Source organism: Streptococcus sp. OH4692_COT-348, assembly GCF_003859975.1.
Taxonomy (GTDB): Bacteria; Bacillota; Bacilli; order Lactobacillales; family Streptococcaceae; genus Streptococcus.
In genome coordinates this window covers 1-17,067 of sequence record NZ_RQZB01000010.1, presented here as the reverse complement: position 1 = coordinate 17,067, position 17,067 = coordinate 1, and the positions used below count along the sequence as shown (strand labels likewise).

Sequence of the window (17,067 nt, the reverse complement as noted above, 5' to 3'; positions counted from 1 at the left end):
TCTCCTCTTTCTAGCTATTGACCAAATGGGCGTAAAATCCACCCTGTGCAAGCAAATCAACATGATGTCCTTCTTCAACAATCTTGCCCTGATCCAAAACAACCACCTTCTCTGTCCGCTCAGCAATGGTCAAGCGATGGGCGATGAAAATCAAGGTCTTGTCTAAAGCCATAAGATTATCGACAATTCGCTTCTCTGTCAAAATATCCAAACTACTAGTTGCCTCATCCAAAATCAAGACCGGCGCATCTGTCAAGAGAGCACGCGCCAGAGCAATTCTCTGACGTTGACCACCTGAGATTCCTGCCCCATCCGAAGTCAATTCTGTCTGGTAATTCAGTGGCATGCGCTCAATGTCCTCCCTAATCTCTGCCAACTCTACCGCCCGCAAGATGTCCTCCTGAGTCGTCCCCTCCTTGGCTCCCAAAAGAAGATTCTCCAAAATCGTTCCGTTAAAGACATAAGGTTGTTGAGGCAGATAGTTGATATACTGACGCAGAGCCTTTTTATCAATCTGATTGAGATTGACACCACCCAGACTAATCTCTCCCTGACTTGGATCATAAAAATTCACCATCATCTTAGCCAAGGTCGTCTTACCTGACCCTGAAATCCCCACAAAAGCCACCTTAGAGCCTTGGGAAATCGTCAAATTGATATCCGACAAAACGTCTCGACCATAGCCATACTTGTAGGAAACCTGCTTGAAGGTCATATCTCCCTTCATCAAGCTCAGATCCTCAACTGTTTTCTTCTCCTCAAACTCAGAAGCTACCAGATAGACCTCGTTAAGACGGTTATTGGCAACCTGCGCTGTCTGAAGCTTGGTTTGCAGATTGATGATATTTTCCAAAGGATTGGTAAAGTAAACAAGCAAGGTATTATAGGTAATCAACTGCCCCAAACTCATCTTGCCATCCATGACCAGAACAGCCCCCATCCAGAGAATGCCGACATTGAGCAAGAGATGGGCAACTTTTTTCAGAGCCTTTTGCTGACTTTCTGCCCGACTATAGGTAAAGGATTTTTTCAGATAATCCACAAATTCCTTGTCAATCTTTTGGTAACGCTGACTTTCACTGGTCAAGGACTTAATAGTCTCAATACCGTTGATATCCTCGATGATAGAGGAAGACAGAACCGCATTAGCTTCCATGGTATCCCGATTCATCTTTTCAAACGGCTTCATAAAGGCAAAGATAATCACTGTATAGATAGGAAGTGCCAATAAAGTCATGAAAAAGAGATTGGTATTTTGTGAAAATAAAACAAGGGAAATAATGACAACCGTTGACACATCTAGGAAAATCGAAAGAATAGTCGAAGCCAGCGCATCGATGATACTGTTAGCATCTGTGAAACGAGACACGATCTCCCCTGTCCTACGTGTCGCAAAAAAGGACATAGGTAGGTGAAAAACATGCTTGATATAGGACAAAATTACGTCAATCGACAAGCGTTGCCCCAAAACAAGTAAGAGATACTCCTGAGCGTAAGACAAGACCTGCTGGAGAATATAGACGATAACCAACCCAATAGAAATAATCCCCAGCGTCGAACGCATCTGATCTGGCACATAGGTATCAATGATAGACTGCAAATAATAAGAACCCACAATGTTAATCAAGGTTACCAAGAGTGTTGCCAAAACGATATTGGCAATCAAGCCACGCTGCTTCACTAATATAGGGATAAAAGAGAGCAGACCATTCTTTTGATCCTTATGAGGCTTATAGTCTGGACTAGGTGCCATAAAAAGAGTCACTCCTGTCCATTCTTCCGCAAAACGCTCACGTGGCAGTTTAGTCAATTTCACCCCAGGATCTGGGTCGGCAATATAAATGCTGTTCTTGTCCTGCCCAGTCACCACATAGTAGTGGAGCAATTTTCCTTCCTTAAGCACATGGGCAACAAAAGGAAAAGTCAAATCTGGCAAGTCAAAGAGCGTCATATCCGCCTTAATTGCTCGCGTCTCAAAACCAATTTCCTCTGCCACCTTGACCAAGCCCAAAGCCGTTGTCCCATCCATGGTTGTCTTGGCCAATTCTCGCAAGTGAGCTAAAGAATAGTAACTACCATAGTAGCCAAAAACCATGGCTAATGAAGCTACACCGCAGTCCATCTGATCCACCTGCGGACGATAGTGACGTTTCCCAAATTTCATATTCATCTCCTTTTCCTAATACCCAATGAAAATCAAAGATCAAACTAGGAAACTAGCCGCAGGTTGCTCAAAGCACGGCTTTGAGGTTGTAGATAGAACTGACGAAGTCAGTAACATCTACACGGCAAGGCGACATTGACGTGGTTTGAAGAGATTTTCGAAGAGTATAAACTCATCTGATAATACCTATCTTACCCCAATCCTCAAACAAAAACTGGACTTCCTCCCCAAATGCGCCTATCTACCTCCCAAATGCACTTTTGGGATAAAAAATAGGCAGAACAAACGTCCTACCTAAAATATATATTTATTTCTTTTTCTTCCTAATTCTTTTGTCAATCATATATAAAACGATAATCGAAAACAGCGGTGGTACAATATAACTCTTTTCACTCATTGTCAGTTGAAATCCCAGAGTTGCTAGTATCTTAAAGATGAAAATATTCATCAAAAATAGAAAAACAAATACTAAAAAATATCTTAAAACCTTCTTCATTCCTTTTCTTCGACTTTCCTAATTTCTATACCTATTTTATCAAAAATACATGTAAAACTCCAAATAAACTCCAAACGATATAAATAAACACCTCAGCTGCACTTTTGAGATAAAAAAATAGGCAGAACAAGCGTTCTACCTACTAAAAATATGGTATGAAAGGAAATTGATTTTTTACTGTCACCCTAGGCAAGCTTGGGACAAATAAATCATTGATAGTAACCTTTACGACATCCTATTTAAAGTTACTTCAATTTCTAATGTCCCTGCTATTTCTAAGCCACCTCTGGTATGATCTATTCCTAGTCAGAATAGATAACACCGTTCTAAATTACGATTCATAGTTTTTCTTACATTCTTTAATAAAATATGTATCAAATTGTTAAAATTAACGTCTGCTTCCTAGATGACGACCGTACATATAGGTAACAACTCCTAAAACACCCCAAGCGATAGCTGTAGAAGTAGTAATAATAAGTCCACCCTCGGTACTAGCCAAATCTGCTTCTGCCATGATCTCAAATTTTTCTTCTAATTTTTTCATATCCCACTTGCTCCTTTAAATATATTAACCAAACGTACGAGATAACCAATAACCAGCTACCCCAGCTCCACCTGCAGCAAGTAATGAGCCTCCGATAACAATCAATAAACCCACTCCGCCTTGTACTTGCTCTAATTCATTTTGCTTTACGATTTCAAATTGATTCAAATTTTGCATGATATACTCCTTTTTAAATAATACTAGCTAATCCAATAGCTACTCCTACTAATAAACCCACTATTCCTGAGGCTGATATAATAACAGCCGCAAATTCGTTTGAAAACTTCATTGATTCTCTCATTATCTCTTGTTTCGACTAATTCCAATAGCTACTCCTGCACTTAAACCGGCAAATGCTGAACCTGCAATAATACTAGCTGCTACTGCAATCGGAATAATTCCCCCATCCACATTCATCAACTCTTCTTCTGTAAGAGCTACAAAGTTCTGTTCCATTTTGTCAAAATTTGTCATCTTTTTTCTCCTTTATTTCTATTTTTTAGTTTACGATTTCTGGCTCTTAAACCATTTTAAAAACCAGAATAGATAAATTACTGAATTCCTTTTCTTTCCTTTTCGTCTCACTTATCTATTTGAGAAGTGATTTAAAATGAACAGGTAAATTTCATTTATTTTAAATACCATTTGATAAACCATGGCAATAAGATTGGTAAATACATCGCGTAATCTCCTTCCTTTTCTTCTCACTTATTTATTCGAAAAATAATTCGAAAATGTACAATTAATTAAATTTTATTTGAAAAATAATTTAATGAACCACGGATAAAAACCAGTCACATACATAAACACTCCTCCTTTTTCTTCCTTATCTATCTATTCGTAATTCCCACTAAAAGTTCTAAATTTTTTATTTTTCCTGACAATAAAAAAGCAACACGACTTGCATGTTGCTTCTTGCTATTCTTTACTTTTGACGACTTCTACCACATCTCCTACGCTCTGCAGTTGGTCAATTTCCTCATCACTGATTTCGATATTAAATTCATCTTCCAGTGTCAAGATAAACTCCATCAAGTCAACTGAGTCCGCATCCAAATCGTCTTTCAGACTCAAGGATTCTGTCACGACAAAGTCTTCTCCCTGTCGCTCTTGGATAATGGTCACAATACGGTCAAAAATTTCTTTTTCTGTCATCTCTTTTATTCTCCTGAAAATTCACGCGCAGTCTGGGCAACTACGTCTGTTTCTAGCATGGTACGAATCTGGCGGATTGTACTATAAACAGCCTTGGCATCGCTTGAGCCATGAGTCTTAACAACAGGTGCCTTGACACCAAACAAGACTGCTCCACCAACATCTGAATAGTTGAGCTGTTTTTTCAAACCTCTGAGGCTGTCCTTGAGAAGGAGGGCACCTAGTTTCGCTCGCAGACCACCACCTGTAATAGCGGTCTTGAGCAAGCCCATGATTCCCATGGCTGTCCCTTCAATGGATTTGAGCACAGCGTTTCCCGTGAAACCATCTGCCACAACAACATCTGCAACGCCATTCATTAAATCACGTGCTTCCACGTTTCCGATAAAGTTCAAACTTTCATCAGCCGCCAGTAATTCATAGGTTTCCTTACGAAGCGGGTCGCCCTTACTACTCTCTGTTCCGTTGTTGAGCAAGCCAACACGTGGTTGCGTAATGCCACGAACATTTTTAGCATAGAAGGAGCCTAGAACCGCGTATTGATGGAGGTGCTGGGCTGTATTTTCTGCATTAGCACCGAGGTCCAGCATGTCAAAACCTTTCCCATCAATAGTCGGCAAGGTTGACATAAGCCCAGGGCGATCGATATTCTTGATACGACCCACGATGAAAAATCCTGCTGCTAGTAAAGCACCTGTATTCCCAGCCGAGAGTATAGCATCTGCCTCTCCATCTTTGACAGCCTTGGCCGCCAAGACCATACTGGCATTTTTCTTCTTCCGAATAGCTCTCGTAGGTTCATCGCCTGAATCAATCTTCTCATCCGTATGGATAATGCTGACGCGCTCTGTCGCTGTCAAATATTGCTTGATTTTAGCTTCATCTCCGTAGAGTTGAACCTCAATATCTGAAAAGTCAGCAAGGGCTTGATTGACACCCTCAACGATGGCCTGAGGTGCGTAATCGCCCCCCATGGCATCTACTGCGATTTTTTTCATTTCTTTTCCTCTTTTAGTAATTGTCCCCAGTCTGCTAGGGAATCAATAAATTTCTTTGATTTTAGGTGAATCCCAACGTACTCTTCGTAGAGTTGATCCATAAATTGGCGTAACTCTTGCTTGATTTCGGGCTTGAGCGAAATAGTCTCCAAGGTCTCAAAATCAATGGCTTGAAACTGATTGAGCAGATAGGGGATATTGGGATTGAGATGGCAACGTCTCTCATCCTCATGATAATGCTCTGGACAGAGGCAGGCTCCATATTTGAAAGAAAAATCAAAAGCCTGACCGACCCGATGGCAGAAGACACACTCATTAAAATTGAGACTGATTCCAAATCGAGTCAAGATTTGAATTTCAAAAATATTGGTCAAAACCTGATAATCCAAGCCTGCTTCCATCAACTCCAAAGTCTTTTGCAAAAAAGCAAACAAGGGAGCATCCTGCTGATTATCCTGCAAACTAGCATCAGCAAGAGCTGCCACATAGGTCGCATAGGCCATGACAAAGAGATCGCTATTAATCTTGGGAAAAGTCATCACCTCATGATAGTCCTCGATATAGCTAAGCCCATCATCATTGATTCGCAAGAGAAATCGTGCCAACACCAAGGGCTGAATAACAGGCGCCAGTTTGGACTGACCAGCGTGTTTGACGAAAAACATCCGCTTACCAGCCTGCTCAGTAAAAATCTTGACGAGCTTGTCATCCTCCCGAAAGTTGCGATTGTAGAGCACCAAGCCTTGACTCGTGATAGACTGAATCATGCTTCTCTCATGTACTCCTCAAGTCGTTTCATGGCTTCTTCAATAGTCTCCATACTGGCCGCATAAGATAGGCGAACATAGCCTTCCCCGTAACGTCCAAAAGCTGCTCCAGGGATAAAGGCAACAGCCTTCTTCTGAGCAAAATCCTTGAGAAAAGCAAAGGAATCTTGATTGTAGCCCGCTGGAATCTTAGCAAAGATATAGAAGGCACCGTCTGGTTTGATAATCTCAAAATTAAGAGCAGTCATTTTCTCGATAATATAATCTCGACGCTGGATATACTCCTTCTTCATAGATTCCGCATCGTTTTTACCAGCCGTCAAGGCTTCCACCGCAGCATGTTGAGCCATGGTATTTGCAGCAGTGACCAAGTACTGGTGACTCTTGATCAACTGAGCTGTAAAGGAAGCAGGAGCAAAAATCAGACCCAAACGCCATCCTGTCATGGCATGTGATTTAGATAGACCATTGATAATAATGGCCTGATCTCTCAACATAGTTCCCAGAGATACATGGGCTTCCCCTGTGTAGGTCAATTCTGAGTAAACCTCATCACAGACAACGAAAATCTCATACTTGCGTAAAACAGCTGCTAAGGCTTCCAATTGCTCCCGACTATAGGTAATTCCTGTCGGATTGGCTGGATAATTGAGAATAACCGCCTTGATCTTGTCTCCCTGCTCCAAAATGGCTTTCTCCAACATTTCAGGAGTCAAGACAAAACCATTTTCAGTTGTGTCAATCTCGACAACCTCTGCCCCAACTAGATTAACAATCGGTTCATAGCCTGGATAGGCAGGAGCTGGCAAGAGCACCTTGTCTCCCTCTTCCAAAATAGCTGTCAAAGTAGCAGATAAAGCCTCTGTAGCCCCAATTGTAACCAAGATTTCATTTTCAGGAGCATAGTCCAGTTGGTACTTTTCCTTAACAAAGTCACTGGCTGCCTGACGTAAAGTCAGCAGACCACTCATCCCTGTATAGTAGGATTGGTTCTGGTCAATCGCTCGCTTGGCCGCCTCCTTGACATGATCTGGCGTTGTAAAATCAGGTTCCCCCAAGGTCAAACGCAAGACCCCAGGAATCTCCGAAATAGCCTGGTCAAACTGACGAATCAACGAAACTTGAATCTTATCTAACTGTTTATTAAAGCGCTTAGTTAAGTCCATAGATACCTCCTACTTTCAAAACGTATCTCTATTATACTACAAAAGCCCCCCGACCGCAAAAATACATGATAGAATAGCTTTCCACTTTCTATTTTACTTTTCCTGTTTACAGGTCTATAATGGTAACAGATTCTATTTGGAGGTTTTTATGTCATTTCTATCAAAAAATGGAGCAGGCATCTTGGCCTGCCTTCTCATTTCAATCGTATCTTGGTACTTAGGAGGATTCTTCCCTGTTATTGGCGCGCCTGTTTTTGCGATTTTTATGGGAATGCTTCTCCATCCCTTTCTCTCGTCATATAAACAACTGGATGCTGGATTGACCTTTAGTTCCAAGAAATTGCTCCAGTATGCCGTTATCTTGCTTGGTTTTGGTCTCAATATCTCGCAAGTCTTCGCAGTCGGACAATCTTCACTCCCTGTCATCCTTTCCACCATTTCAATAGCCTTGATTGTTGCCTATCTCTTCCAGCGCTTCTTTGCACTGGACACAAAACTGACTACCTTGATTGGAGTGGGTTCTTCCATATGTGGGGGCTCTGCCATTGCAGCGACAGCGCCCGTTATCCATGCAAAGGAAAAGGAAGTAGCCCAAGCCATCTCCGTTATCTTTTTCTTCAATGTCTTGGCTGCGCTCATCTTTCCAACGCTAGGTACCTGGCTTCATCTATCCAATGACGGCTTCGCCCTCTTTGCAGGAACTGCGGTCAATGATACTTCCTCTGTAACGGCTACCGCCAGCGCCTGGGACAGTCTCTACCAGACTAATACCCTCGAATCCGCAACCATTGTCAAACTCACACGTACTCTGGCTATCATCCCCATCACTCTCTTTCTCTCCTACTGGCAAAGTCGCGAACAAAAAAATAAGCAAGGCTTACAACTGAAAAAAGTCTTCCCACTTTTTATCCTTTACTTTATCCTTGCATCTCTCCTAACTACCCTACTGACCTCTCTCGGGGTATCCAGTAGTTTCTTTACCCCACTCAAACAACTTTCCAAATTCCTCATTATCATGGCCATGAGTGCTATCGGTCTCAAAACCAATCTGGTAGCTATGGTCAAATCCAGCGGAAAATCCATTGTTCTCGGAGCCATCTGCTGGATTGCCATCATCCTCACTAGTCTTGGTATGCAGACCCTTATCGGCATTTTCTAACACAAAAGGTAGCCCTCCAGCTACCTTTTTCTTATGCTTCCTCAATCAAGCGTGTATGTTCTCTCTTAATGCAGCAATTCATCACGATGTCATCACATCCACCAGCACGCAAGATCTCTTCCGCTTCTAGACTTTCAAGTCCTAGCTGTGCCCAAAAAATCTTGGCATCAGCTTTGAGAAAATCACGCGCCACATCAGGCAGAAACTCGCTGCGACGGTAAACATTGACAATATCTACAGGAAAAGGAATCTCAGCTAGGCTAGCATAAGCCTTTTCACCCAAGATTTCGCCACCTGCCGCCTTGGGATTGACTGGGATGATTTTATAACCTCGAGCCTGCATTTCCTTGGTCACTCGATTGCTAGTTGTTTCCTCACGGTCAGACAAGCCCACCACAGCAAGGGTTTTACTCGTTGCGAGATACTGACGAATCACGCCATCACTTGGATTGATAAATTCTTGACTCATAGAAATCCTCCTTTTTCATCAGTATAGCACAATTTGAAAAGGCTTGCAGATTTTGGCTACAAAAAAGCTCCTAGCAGTTCACTTCTGCTAGGAGTATGTTTTATTCTAAGCGAAAACTTAAATCTTTTTCTCAATACTGAAAAGTGGAGAAAGTGGGCGTTTTTCATGGATACGCACGATAGCATCCCCTAAGAGATGAGCGATTGAAATCTGCTCAATCTTATCAATTAAACGCTCTTCTGGCAGATAGATAGTATCCAAAACAACCAATTTCTTAATAGCTGAATTTTGGATATTGTCCATAGCAGGACCAGAAAGAACTGGGTGCGTACAGCTCGCATAGACTTCAACAGCACCAGCTTCTGCAAGGGCATCTGCCGCATGACAAATCGTACCAGCGGTATCAATCATATCATCAATCAAGATACAAGTCTTGCCTTCAACCTTACCGATAATGTTCATGACTTCACTAGTATTCATCTTATCAACGCTACGACGTTTATCAATAATAGCGATAGATGTCTTCAAAAATTCTGCCAACTTACGGGCACGAGTCACCCCTCCATGGTCTGGGCTGACAACCACATAGTCAGAACCAACCATGCCACGACGCTCAAAATAATCCGCAATCAGAGGAGCCCCCATCAAATGATCCACAGGAATATCAAAGAATCCTTGAATCTGCGCAGCATGCAAGTCGATGGTCAATAAACGATCCACTCCAGCTACTTCAAGCATATTTGCGACAAGTTTTGAAGTGATTGGCTCACGCGCTCTCGCCTTTCTATCCTGACGTGCATACCCATAGTAAGGCATGACAACATTGACAGATTCTGCACTCGCACGCTTCAAAGCATCTACCATAATCAAAATTTCAAGCAGATTGTCATTTACAGGCGAACTAGTTGATTGTAGGATAAAGACGTGTTTCCCACGGATTGATTCTTCAATGTTGACCTGAATCTCTCCATCTGAAAATTGGCGGACACTTGATTTCCCCAACTCTATCCCAATCTCCTGCGCCACACGTTTTGCCAATTCTTGATTAGAAGAAAGGGCAAACAGCTTTAAATCAGAAAAAGACATGATTTCCTCCGGTATATATGTATCGCTTGTGCTTTTCACAAGATTTTCCATTTACCATTGTAGCGCTTTTTGCACTATTTTTCAATCAAAAATAAAAGAAGGGCAGCATATTTGTGCCCCTGCATCATTCTTTTAAAAAATATTCTAGTTCACCAACTCATTGTGTTTCTCAACAAAACAATAAGCCTGATAAAAACCATAGAGAGTAATAGTCGTAACCACTGGAATCGCTAAAGGCAACTCTGTCTCTAATTCTACAAAAGGAGAGTTAAACAAGAAGTGAGTTCCTAAAGCTAAACCTAGGAAAATAAGCCCCTGTTTCTTGCCAACCTTTTGTCCTTTATAGGCTCTGTAAAGCAAGTAAACCCCTACTACAGCCAAACCTGAAAAAGTCCAGTGAGAAGCAATTCCTGAGATGATACGCTCTAAAATTCTCGAAATAGTAAAGTCAAATCCCTCTGGCAAATCCGTACGAATGTAGCCAATATCCTCAATCATTTGAAATCCCAAACCAGAAGCAATCCCTAGTAAAAACAAAGATTTTAACTTTCGCACAGGAATCAAAGCTAAAACAAAAACAAGTGGCAACAATTTCAGCGGTTCTTCTACCAAAGGAGCCACAATAGCACTTTCAAAGGCATTTAAAAATGCACTATCTGGGAAAAGAATACCCAGCAAATCATGGATATAGGTGTTCGCAAAGCTAGACAACCAGCCTGAAAGGAACATCCCACCCAATAAAGACAAAATCAAGGCGTTCTTTGGCAATTCCCATTTTTTCCCAATACGGAAAAGGAAATAAAGAGCTGGAATCATGTAAAAGAGAGCTAGAAAGATAGAAACTCCCATTAGGCCATATTCCGCACCTGACATCGAACCATCCGTATAATAGATGGTTTCATACTGTAAACCAATACATAGCAATAAGATAAAAATAAATAAAATACTGTTTTTCTTCATACACTTTCTTTCTAAATGAATTTTTTACAATTCTACGACTGTCATACTTCCTGTATCCACATCGTAAATAGCACCAGAGATAATGACATCGTCTGGTATTAAGGGAGACTCGATAAGAAGTTGCATATCCTCACGCACACTCTCCTCTATATCTTGGAAGGGCAAAAAGTCCTGGTCTGACACATCGACACCTAGTTCCTCTTTTAAATACTCCTGAAAAGGTCCATTTTCAAAGGTCTGAGCACCACAGTCTGTATGGTGCAATACCACAATCTCTCTTGTCCCCATTTGTTGCTGGGAAATAACTAGCGAACGAATCATGTCCTCAGTCACTCTCCCACCTGCATTCCGCAAGATATGAGCATCCCCAAGAGCAAGTCCCAAAGCTTGGGCAACGTGTAAACGAGAATCCATACAAGTAACGATAGCTACTCTTGTTTTTGGTCTAAGTGGCAGATTTAACTGCCCATGTAGGGCAACATAAGCCTGATTGGCTTGCATAAACTGTTCAAAATAAGACATGATTTCCTCCTTAACAGTTTGAGAGTCAAATATTTCTCCTATCTTATCATTTTTAAGAGGATTTGTCACAGATTAAGCAAAAACCTTTTTCAAAACCTCCTGAATCGTTGTCACCCCAATGACCTGAATTTCCTTAGGCGGAGTGATTCCTGTCAAGGAATTCTTAGGTACATAAATCTTGGTAAATCCCAGCTTAGCAGCTTCATTAATACGCTGTTCGATACGATTCACACGCCGAATCTCTCCTGTCAAGCCCAGTTCTCCCACAAAACATTCCTGAGGGTTGGTTGGCTTGTCTTTATAGCTCGAAGCAATGGCAACTGCAACAGCTAAGTCAATGGCAGGTTCATCCAATTTGACACCACCAGCAGATTTGAGATAAGCATCCTGATTTTGCAAGAGAAGACCTGCCCGTTTTTCCAAAACAGCCATAATCAAGCTAGCACGATTAAAATCAAGGCCTGTCGTCGTACGCTTGGCATTTCCAAACATGGTCGGTGTTACCAAGGCCTGCACTTCTGCAAGAATAGGACGCGTCCCTTCCATGGTCACAACGATTGACGAGCCAGTTGCTCCATCCAAACGCTCCTCTAGGAAAACCTGACTCGGATTGAGGACCTCAACCAAGCCACCTGACTGCATCTCAAAAATCCCAATCTCATTAGTGGAGCCAAAACGGTTTTTGACCGCTCTTAAAATACGGAAGGTATGATGGCGTTCCCCTTCAAAGTAAAGTACCGTATCCACCATATGCTCCAACATACGAGGCCCAGCTAATGTTCCTTCCTTGGTCACATGACCTACGATAAAGATGGCAATATTATTAGTTTTGGCCAGCTGCATGAGCTCAGCAGTTACCTCACGCACCTGAGAAACAGACCCCTGCACCCCTGAAATCTCAGGAGACATAATGGTCTGGATAGAGTCAATAATGAGGAAGTCTGGCTGGATGCGCTCCACCTCTGCTCGAACACTCTGCATATTGGTCTCTGCATAGAGATAAAACTCACTATCAATATCTCCCAAACGCTCTGCTCGTAGCTTAATCTGCTGGGCAGACTCCTCCCCACTGACGTAGAGAACAGTCCCCACTTGAGACAACTGGGTTGAGACTTGTAGGAGAAGGGTTGATTTCCCAATTCCAGGATCCCCACCTATGAGGACGAGACTTCCTGGTACCACTCCGCCTCCAAGTACACGGTTGAATTCCTCCATCTCTGTCTTGGTTCGATTGACATTGATGGAGGTCACTTCAGCCAGTTTCATAGGCTTGGTTTTCTCACCTGTCAAGGACACACGCGCATTCTTTACCTCGGCAACCTCAACCTCTTCTACAAAGGAAGACCAAGACCCACAGTTAGGACATCGTCCCAGATATTTAGGGGAATTATACCCACAATTTTGACATACAAATGTCGCTTTTTTCTTTGCGATGATAAACCTCTTTCTATATCTCTAACTCACACTCAATCACTTGGCAAAAATCAATCTTCTCATTTGGCACAAACTGGCGCATGAGCATTCGATGAGCAACAACTACCACAGTCTGATGTTCTCGATACTTAGACATACATTCTAGAAAACGAGACTTCATTTCCGTAGCTGTCTCATATTGAATAGGACTATTAGGAAGTAACTCCCCCTTATTTTCTAGAAACATAGTACGAGCTTTTTCAAAATTATCTGTGCCACTTTCATAGACCTGCCATTCATGCAATAATGGCTCTACTCTTAAAGGAAGACCCGTAGCACAAACCATATAAGAAGCCGTTTCTAAAGCTCTTGTGACTGCAGAAGATATGATTATTTCAGCTGAAGGAAGTAAAGGATTGGTGCTCAGTTCCTGAGCTTGCTGCCGTCCCTCTTCAGACAAGGGCGCCAAATCTATCCCAAATCCCGTATAGGAACGCTCCTCTAACTCACAATAATCTGGCTCCCCGTGACGTACAAAGATAATCTTCATCCTAGTCCCCTGTCGATCCAAATCCACCAGTTCGAACGCCATCAGCCGCATCTCCATCTGCAATTAAGAAAGGAGAAAAGACAGCCTGGACAACACGTTCCCCAACTTCAAGAATAACCTCTTGGTCTGTGATATTCTTCATCTGCGCAAAAATATGCCCTTCATTCCCAGGATTTCCATAATAATCCCCATCAATGACACCCACAGAGTTAATCAAGACCAAGCCCTTCTTACGAGGATTTGAAGAGCGATCATAAAGGTAGAGAACCTCCGTCGGTTGCATATAAGCCTTAACCCCTGTCGGAACCAAGACAATCTCTCCTGGCGCAATAACCTTACGCACAGCAACCTTTAAGTCGTAACCAGCCGCATGCGCTGTCTCACGCTTAGGCAATAAATTTTCATCTGTAAAACTAGAAACCAATTCAAAACCACGAATTTTCATATTCTTCTCTTTTCTATTATCATTTATTCTAGATTATTCTATCTTATTTATTCGGAAAAAGCACGAAAAAAAGAGCACACAATTCAAATCGCTTAGGGCTGCTGGATTCCTCCCCTGACCCGCTTCACGCAGAACTGTTGCTCCACTATTTATTATATCACATTCCTATTCATTTTAAAAGCAAAATTATTTTTTCCGTCTATTTCTAAAAAAGTCCTGCATAATAGCTGCGCATTCATCTTCCAAAATTCCCGTTTCAACCTCCACACGATGATTGAGACGCTCATCTGTCAAGATATCGTACAAACTCCCAGCAGCGCCAAATTTCTGGTTTTTAGCCCCATAGACCACGTTTGGAATACGGGCGAGTCCAATCGCACCACTACACATGACACACGGCTCAATGGTCACAAAAAGCGTGCAATCCAGCAAGCGCCAGCTCTCCTCACTCAGGTTCGCATTCTCTATAGCCATAATCTCCGCGTGCATAACCGCTCGTTGCAACTCCTCACGCGCATTATGCCCACGACCAATGATTTCCCCATCTTTGACAATCACACAACCAATTGGAATTTCATCGTGTTCAAGAGCAATCTCAGCCTCTTTCAATGCCTCTCTCATCAAGCTTTCTTTTTCTTCAACTGTATAATTCATCAATTTCCCTTTTACTACTTATCGATTTTATTATTATATCATGAATCCCAAGACAAAAAAAGCCACCGAATGCGGTGACTTTATAGGGAGATTATTATGAAAAAGAAAAGTTTAGGATATTTGTTACAACAAGTTAGGAGGTCTTCTTGTAACTGTCTATAGTATATCCGACCTATCTTAAACAAATCTTAAAAATCTCTTAGGACCAAACACTTTCTAAAATATTTGTTTGTTCACGACCAGGACCTACTGAGAAAGTAGAAATACGAACGCCAACCAATTCACTCACACGACGAACATAGTTACGCGCATTCTCAGGAAGATCTTCCAAATTACGAACTCCGGTGATATCTTCTGACCAACCTGGCAACTCTTCATAGATAGGCTTGCAACGTTTCAATTGCTCAAGACTAGCTGGATAGTAGTCAATACGTTGACCATCAAGATCATAGGCCACACAGATTTTCACAGTATCCAAACCACTCAAAACATCGATAGAGTTCAATGAAAGGTTAGTGATACCAGAAACACGACGGCTGTGACGCATTACAACTGAATCAAACCAACCTACACGACGTGGACGACCAGTTGTTGTACCATATTCATGACCTACTTCACGGATACGTTCTCCCACTTCATCAAACAATTCAGTTGGGAAAGGCCCATCTCCTACACGACTTGTATAGGCCTTACATACACCTACAACCTTGTCAATCTTACTTGGACCAACACCTGAGCCAATCGTAACACCACCAGCCACAGGGTTTGATGACGTAACAAATGGATAGGTACCTTGGTCGATATCTAGCATAACACCTTGCGCACCTTCAAAAAGCACACGTTTACCGTTATCAAGCGCATCATTCAAAATGACAGATGTGTCTGTCACATATTTCTTGATTTGTTGACCATATTCGTAATATTCTTCAAAAATATCATCGAAATCAATCGCTTTACTGTCATACAATTTTTCAAAAAGACGATTCTTTTCAGCAAGGTTACGTTCTAAGCGCTCACGGAAAATATCTTTATCCAAAAGATCGGCAATACGAATTCCCACACGAGCAGCCTTGTCCATATAAGCTGGACCAATTCCCTTTATTGTAGTCCCAATCTTATTGTCGCCCTTAGCTTCTTCTTGCAAACGGTCTAACTCAATATGATAAGGCAAAATAACATGCGCGCGATCAGAAATACGCAAGTTATCAGTTGTCACACCCTCCTCATGAAGATAGCTCAACTCTTTTACAAGAGATTTAGGATTTACAACCATACCATTCCCAATAACAGAGATTTTTTCAGGGAAGAAAATTCCAGATGGAATCAAGTGCAACTTAAATTTCTTACCATCGATCACAATCGTGTGACCTGCATTATCACCACCTTGGTAACGTGCAATCACTTCTGCATTCGCTGAAAGGAAGTCTGTAATCTTCCCCTTACCTTCATCACCCCATTGGGTACCTACAACAACAACTGAAGTCATAATCTTGTCTGAGCCCTCAGGCTCTTCCTTTCTCACATACATGGCAGGACTCTCACCTGCAATTATATCTTACAATTTATTATAAGAAAAAATCGCCTTTTTATCAAGAAGAAACAATAGAAAGATTTGCTATTTCCAACTATTAAAAAACGATTTAAAAAAATAAGTAGCTATTTATTATTATCTTTCCATAAAAAAGTAAATTTGTTCGGAAATTTACTCAAAACATCTCAACAAGAAATAAATCCCTGATTCATTATCAATTTTTCAAGATACAAACGATAAGCAACACGATAATGGTAAACAATAAAATCCCGATGATTCCCAATGCTATATCGGAAAAGATAATAAATCAAAAATTTAAAATGAACATGTTCCCAGTCAAAATGATCTCCGAAGAACGTACCATACTCTTCTTCAATATTTCTATAAAAATCCGCCATCTGCTCATAAATTTTTTGTAACATAATCCTATACCCCTTTACTTTTTATAAGCTTATTCTAACAAAAAATTTTACACATTCACTATTAATTCCTGAATTGTTAAAATACCAACCCCAACAAAATAACAAAAAGGAAAAGTTGACAGAATAGGAACAAATTTACTACCTAAATTTCAAATGATTAAAGACATAAAAAGACCGACTTAAAACTTTTGATTAAATACTCTTAGAACTATAATATTTTTATACAGATATTATGAATCTGATTTCGTAGTATAAAAAATTTCGGTAACTTCCACTTTACTGACCAAAGTGGAAGTTAGTCTAATCTCTATAAGAAAAATGTATCTTACCAAATAACACAAAATAGATTATAAATTACATAACAAAAAAAGAGGTCTTAACCTCTTTTAATTAACTACTCCGCCAGTAGGACTCGAACCTACGACATCATGATTAACAGTCATGCGCTACTACCAACTGAGCTATGGCGGAATAAAGCTAAGCGACTTCCATATCTCACAGGGGGCAACCCCCAACTACTTCCGGCGTTCTAGGGCTTAACTTCTGTGTTCGGCATGGGTACAGGT

20 protein-coding genes, 1 tRNA gene, 1 rRNA gene and 1 other RNA gene are annotated in these 17,067 nt (G+C 41.3%); 1 reads left to right on the top strand and 22 read right to left on the bottom strand.

Features of this window, described 5'->3' with window-relative positions; translation table 11 throughout:
- Nucleotides 1-10: 10 nt before the first annotated feature.
- The 9 genes from comA to EII37_RS06815 form a co-directional block, all read right to left on the bottom strand.
- Nucleotides 11-2,164, bottom strand: coding sequence for a peptide cleavage/export ABC transporter ComA (gene comA, locus EII37_RS06850; RefSeq protein WP_124788055.1), 2,154 nt, complete (start codon nt 2,162-2,164; stop codon nt 11-13).
- Between the two features lie 307 nt (nt 2,165-2,471).
- Nucleotides 2,472-2,660 (bottom strand): hypothetical protein, encoded by a 189-nt coding sequence (locus EII37_RS11400; RefSeq protein ID WP_000757184.1) that lies wholly within the window; start codon nt 2,658-2,660, stop codon nt 2,472-2,474.
- A gap of 388 nt (nt 2,661-3,048) precedes the next feature.
- Nucleotides 3,049-3,204, bottom strand: a complete 156-nt coding sequence (locus tag EII37_RS11110) for a hypothetical protein (RefSeq protein ID WP_000732248.1) — start codon at nt 3,202-3,204, stop codon at nt 3,049-3,051.
- A gap of 24 nt (nt 3,205-3,228) precedes the next feature.
- Complete coding sequence (locus EII37_RS06840; protein ID WP_001180498.1) at nt 3,229-3,381, bottom strand: class IIb bacteriocin, lactobin A/cerein 7B family; 153 nt, start codon at nt 3,379-3,381, stop codon at nt 3,229-3,231.
- Between the two features lie 123 nt (nt 3,382-3,504).
- Nucleotides 3,505-3,678 (bottom strand): class IIb bacteriocin, lactobin A/cerein 7B family, encoded by a 174-nt coding sequence (locus tag EII37_RS06835; protein WP_000180829.1) that lies wholly within the window; start codon nt 3,676-3,678, stop codon nt 3,505-3,507.
- 444 nt (nt 3,679-4,122) lie between these two features.
- Nucleotides 4,123-4,359, bottom strand: coding sequence for an acyl carrier protein (locus EII37_RS06830; RefSeq protein WP_000136444.1), 237 nt, complete (start codon nt 4,357-4,359; stop codon nt 4,123-4,125).
- 5 nt (nt 4,360-4,364) lie between these two features.
- Nucleotides 4,365-5,357 carry a phosphate acyltransferase PlsX gene (plsX, locus tag EII37_RS06825; RefSeq protein WP_124788054.1) on the bottom strand — a complete coding sequence of 331 codons (993 nt, stop codon included), beginning with the start codon at nt 5,355-5,357 and terminating at the stop codon, nt 4,365-4,367.
- Nucleotides 5,354-6,124, bottom strand: coding sequence for a DNA repair protein RecO (gene recO, locus EII37_RS06820; RefSeq protein WP_000616135.1), 771 nt, complete (start codon nt 6,122-6,124; stop codon nt 5,354-5,356). Before recO ends, plsX begins: the two co-directional genes overlap by 4 nt.
- A complete protein-coding gene (locus tag EII37_RS06815) occupies nt 6,121-7,290 on the bottom strand; it encodes a pyridoxal phosphate-dependent aminotransferase (RefSeq protein WP_124788053.1) in 1,170 nt (389 codons plus the stop codon). The genes recO and EII37_RS06815 overlap by 4 nt, the downstream gene beginning before the upstream one ends.
- Before the next feature lie 148 nt (nt 7,291-7,438).
- Between EII37_RS06815 and EII37_RS06810 the strand changes: the two genes are divergently transcribed.
- Nucleotides 7,439-8,449, top strand: a complete 1,011-nt coding sequence (locus tag EII37_RS06810; protein ID WP_124788052.1) for a YeiH family protein — start codon at nt 7,439-7,441, stop codon at nt 8,447-8,449.
- Nucleotides 8,450-8,480: 31 nt separating this feature from the next.
- Here the strand turns inward: EII37_RS06810 and EII37_RS06805 are convergent, their stop codons facing one another.
- The 13 genes from EII37_RS06805 to rrf all read right to left on the bottom strand — a co-directional run.
- Nucleotides 8,481-8,918: a CoA-binding protein gene (locus EII37_RS06805; RefSeq protein WP_124788051.1), complete on the bottom strand. Its 438-nt coding sequence runs from the start codon at nt 8,916-8,918 to the stop codon at nt 8,481-8,483.
- A gap of 117 nt (nt 8,919-9,035) precedes the next feature.
- Entirely contained in the window at nt 9,036-10,004 is a 969-nt protein-coding gene (locus EII37_RS06800; protein WP_000010168.1) for a ribose-phosphate diphosphokinase, read from the bottom strand.
- A 144-nt stretch (nt 10,005-10,148) separates the two neighbouring features.
- Nucleotides 10,149-10,964, bottom strand: coding sequence for a PrsW family intramembrane metalloprotease (locus tag EII37_RS06795; protein WP_124788050.1), 816 nt, complete (start codon nt 10,962-10,964; stop codon nt 10,149-10,151).
- Nucleotides 10,965-10,988: 24 nt separating this feature from the next.
- Entirely contained in the window at nt 10,989-11,486 is a 498-nt protein-coding gene (locus tag EII37_RS06790; RefSeq protein ID WP_124788049.1) for a carbonic anhydrase, read from the bottom strand.
- A 72-nt stretch (nt 11,487-11,558) separates the two neighbouring features.
- Complete coding sequence (gene radA / locus EII37_RS06785; protein WP_077804517.1) at nt 11,559-12,920, bottom strand: DNA repair protein RadA; 1,362 nt, start codon at nt 12,918-12,920, stop codon at nt 11,559-11,561.
- Between the two features lie 13 nt (nt 12,921-12,933).
- On the bottom strand, nt 12,934-13,491 hold the full coding sequence (locus tag EII37_RS06780; RefSeq protein WP_185695967.1) for a histidine phosphatase family protein: 558 nt from the start codon (nt 13,489-13,491) through the stop codon (nt 12,934-12,936).
- Nucleotides 13,451-13,894 carry a dUTP diphosphatase gene (locus tag EII37_RS06775; protein WP_124788047.1) on the bottom strand — a complete coding sequence of 148 codons (444 nt, stop codon included), beginning with the start codon at nt 13,892-13,894 and terminating at the stop codon, nt 13,451-13,453. The genes EII37_RS06780 and EII37_RS06775 overlap by 41 nt, the downstream gene beginning before the upstream one ends.
- Nucleotides 13,895-13,950: 56 nt before the next feature.
- Nucleotides 13,951-14,048, bottom strand: an RNA gene (ffs, locus tag EII37_RS06770) — signal recognition particle sRNA small type.
- Nucleotides 14,049-14,080: 32 nt separating this feature from the next.
- Nucleotides 14,081-14,548 carry a tRNA adenosine(34) deaminase TadA gene (tadA, locus tag EII37_RS06765; protein WP_124788046.1) on the bottom strand — a complete coding sequence of 156 codons (468 nt, stop codon included), beginning with the start codon at nt 14,546-14,548 and terminating at the stop codon, nt 14,081-14,083.
- Nucleotides 14,549-14,747: 199 nt separating this feature from the next.
- Complete coding sequence (locus EII37_RS06760) at nt 14,748-16,034, bottom strand: adenylosuccinate synthase (protein ID WP_004237599.1); 1,287 nt, start codon at nt 16,032-16,034, stop codon at nt 14,748-14,750.
- Between the two features lie 230 nt (nt 16,035-16,264).
- Complete coding sequence (comW, locus tag EII37_RS06755; RefSeq protein WP_124788045.1) at nt 16,265-16,501, bottom strand: sigma(X)-activator ComW; 237 nt, start codon at nt 16,499-16,501, stop codon at nt 16,265-16,267.
- A 397-nt stretch (nt 16,502-16,898) separates the two neighbouring features.
- Nucleotides 16,899-16,972 (bottom strand) — tRNA-Asn (locus tag EII37_RS06750).
- 5 nt (nt 16,973-16,977) lie between these two features.
- A 5S ribosomal RNA gene (rrf, locus tag EII37_RS06745) occupies nt 16,978-17,067 on the bottom strand; the annotation flags it as partial.

Bases quoted from the DNA above. Each gene is read 5' to 3' on its own strand.
- comA (WP_124788055.1), bottom strand. From the start codon at position 2,164: ATGAAATTTGGGAAACGTCACTATCGTCCGCAGGTGGATCAGATGGAC.
- EII37_RS11400 (WP_000757184.1), bottom strand. From the start codon at position 2,660: ATGAAGAAGGTTTTAAGATATTTTTTAGTATTTGTTTTTCTATTTTTG.
- EII37_RS11110 (WP_000732248.1), bottom strand. From the start codon at position 3,204: ATGAAAAAATTAGAAGAAAAATTTGAGATCATGGCAGAAGCAGATTTG.
- EII37_RS06840 (WP_001180498.1), bottom strand. From the start codon at position 3,381: ATGCAAAATTTGAATCAATTTGAAATCGTAAAGCAAAATGAATTAGAG.
- EII37_RS06835 (WP_000180829.1), bottom strand. From the start codon at position 3,678: ATGACAAATTTTGACAAAATGGAACAGAACTTTGTAGCTCTTACAGAA.
- EII37_RS06830 (WP_000136444.1), bottom strand. From the start codon at position 4,359: ATGACAGAAAAAGAAATTTTTGACCGTATTGTGACCATTATCCAAGAG.
- plsX (WP_124788054.1), bottom strand. From the start codon at position 5,357: ATGAAAAAAATCGCAGTAGATGCCATGGGGGGCGATTACGCACCTCAG.
- recO (WP_000616135.1), bottom strand. From the start codon at position 6,124: ATGATTCAGTCTATCACGAGTCAAGGCTTGGTGCTCTACAATCGCAAC.
- EII37_RS06815 (WP_124788053.1), bottom strand. From the start codon at position 7,290: ATGGACTTAACTAAGCGCTTTAATAAACAGTTAGATAAGATTCAAGTT.
- EII37_RS06810 (WP_124788052.1), top strand. From the start codon at position 7,439: ATGTCATTTCTATCAAAAAATGGAGCAGGCATCTTGGCCTGCCTTCTC.
- EII37_RS06805 (WP_124788051.1), bottom strand. From the start codon at position 8,918: ATGAGTCAAGAATTTATCAATCCAAGTGATGGCGTGATTCGTCAGTAT.
- EII37_RS06800 (WP_000010168.1), bottom strand. From the start codon at position 10,004: ATGTCTTTTTCTGATTTAAAGCTGTTTGCCCTTTCTTCTAATCAAGAA.
- EII37_RS06795 (WP_124788050.1), bottom strand. From the start codon at position 10,964: ATGAAGAAAAACAGTATTTTATTTATTTTTATCTTATTGCTATGTATT.
- EII37_RS06790 (WP_124788049.1), bottom strand. From the start codon at position 11,486: ATGTCTTATTTTGAACAGTTTATGCAAGCCAATCAGGCTTATGTTGCC.
- EII37_RS06780 (WP_185695967.1), bottom strand. From the start codon at position 13,491: ATGGCGTTCGAACTGGTGGATTTGGATCGACAGGGGACTAGGATGAAG.
- EII37_RS06775 (WP_124788047.1), bottom strand. From the start codon at position 13,894: ATGAAAATTCGTGGTTTTGAATTGGTTTCTAGTTTTACAGATGAAAAT.
- tadA (WP_124788046.1), bottom strand. From the start codon at position 14,548: ATGAATTATACAGTTGAAGAAAAAGAAAGCTTGATGAGAGAGGCATTG.
- EII37_RS06760 (WP_004237599.1), bottom strand. From the start codon at position 16,034: ATGACTTCAGTTGTTGTTGTAGGTACCCAATGGGGTGATGAAGGTAAG.
- comW (WP_124788045.1), bottom strand. From the start codon at position 16,501: ATGTTACAAAAAATTTATGAGCAGATGGCGGATTTTTATAGAAATATT.